2 protein-coding genes are annotated in these 2049 nt (G+C 37.5%); both read right to left on the reverse strand.

What is annotated here, in order from left to right; genetic code table 11:
* Positions 1 to 604, reverse strand: a 604-nt coding sequence (locus R3333_RS14265) for a hypothetical protein (RefSeq protein WP_318959437.1), incomplete at its 3' end; no start/stop codon positions are given.
* Positions 605 to 806: 202 nt separating this feature from the next.
* The coding region (locus R3333_RS14270; protein ID WP_318959438.1) for a T9SS type A sorting domain-containing protein at positions 807 to 2049 on the reverse strand (1243 nt) is incomplete at its 5' end.

A 2049-nucleotide genomic window follows, 5' to 3' on the forward strand; every position in this document is an offset into this window, starting at 1 on the left:
CATCAAATATTTCAACGTCATCTAACAATAAGTCATTGTAGTATGCGTAGTTTGTATTTTGACCAACCTCTCCTCTAAATCTAAATTTGATAAAGTTTGTGTTGTACACATAAGCAGTTAGGTCATAGTAATAATCTGTCCAGTTTGCTCCATTTTCTCCCTGAACTAAATCTACCAATACCCATGCAGATCCATCCCAAGCTTCAATGTTCAACTCGTTGTGTTGAGCTAAATTAGCAAAGTTATTCACACAGTGAGAAATGTGGTAAAACCTAAGCGTTGGTGTTGTAATCCCAGTTACATCGATTTCTGGAGATTCTAACACAACATTTACGTCCGTTGGTGAAGAGAAATCGATAAAAGCAAAATCATCTCCAACAGCACCGTTCGTGTGGTCAGCAGTTCCTTGAACTTCATAACCTGGATTGTAAGAAGAAGGGTTGAAATCCCAACCATCTCCTGCTGTGTAAGAGGTATTCCAACACGCTGGTGCGGAAGTACCGGTAAATGTCTCAATGAAAGGAGCCGAAATCGGACTACATTGAGCACGCAAACCTGCAACAGCCATTAAGCCGGCAGATAGCGCAAGTAATTGTTTTTTCATAGTTTATAGTTTTGAGTATACACGTAATAAGGCGCGCAATTTAATACTTTTTTAACAGAAAGAAGAATTTTAACACCGGGATTTCTTATTACTGTACACAAATAACAAATTAACCGCACATCTTTAAAGAATTCACAAGACATAAAAAAAACGGGCGAATCCTGAGGATTCACCCGTTTTAATTATTAAAGTTTAAATCGTCTTATTGAACGACTATTCTGTATGTATTTTTGATAGAACCATTGTACAATTCAACCAAGTATACTCCTGTTGTTAAATCAGATACGTTTACTTGAACTGAACTTCCAGCAGCTAATTTATCATTAGATGCTTTTACAATTCTTCCATTAACATCAATAACACTTACTGATAACGCATCGTGCTCACCAGCAGAAACAATGTTCAACACATCACTTGTTGGGTTAGGATATACTGAAATACCTTCTATCTCAACATTTTCTACTGATAACCAATCACAAGAAGGGTTAACAATCACCACTACCAATGCAGTGTCATCTGGACAAACTCCATTTCCAGCTACGTAATCATAGTTAAACTGTCCTGGAATAGTTCCTGCAGAAGGAATATCACTTGTTACAGCATTATCTTGAGGATCATACCAAACACCACCTAAATCAATGTTACCCGTTAAACCGTAGAATAAGTTCGTTGGTTCGTTTTTACAAACATTGATACTTCCATCAATACCCGCACTAGATGGAGGGTAAATCTCTACTTGACCAACGATAGAATCAAAAGAACATCCTAATTCAACTCTGTATTCGAAATCGTAAACTTGAGATGCTAAAACAGTTGTAGCAAAGTCATTTGCAGAAACCATTTGAGATGTGTTTGATAAATCATACCAAGTTCCGTATTGCGTATCGTAGTTTGAGATAGCGTTGAATAAATCAACTGTATCTCCAATACAAGCATCAATAACTCCTGTTAACGAACCAGCATTGAAATCTAATTCCGTTAAGGCAATTGAGTAAGTACCTGCTGAAGTCCAAGAGGATTGAGAAGAATGTAACAAGTAGTACGTTTGACCTGGTGTTAATCCACAAACTACCCATTCTGGAGCCGCAGTAGACCCAAATAAAACTCCATTATCGTTTGCTCCAATTAAGTTATATTGACTATAATCTCCACAATTCGATGTTTCGTAAACGGCCATTTTAGATGAGTAATTTACATCAGTTCCAGAAATCATTACATCTCCTGAAGCTGGTGCTGTAAATGTATACCATGTACTTCTATAAATTGTTGACTGACCCCATCCTTGCGTACTATTGTAACCATCCGCTGGTGGTGCAATTGACTGCACACCTGCATCTAATTGTGCACCGTTGTTGTACAGCAAGTATGGTGTACCATCTACTTGTAATTCTTGTGCGTAACAAGATGAATCATTATCCAAGAATGCTAAGAAGTTTACCGGACCA

It is taken from the genome of Lishizhenia sp. (assembly GCF_033720595.1).
Taxonomy (GTDB): Bacteria; Bacteroidota; Bacteroidia; order Flavobacteriales_D; family Crocinitomicaceae; genus Lishizhenia.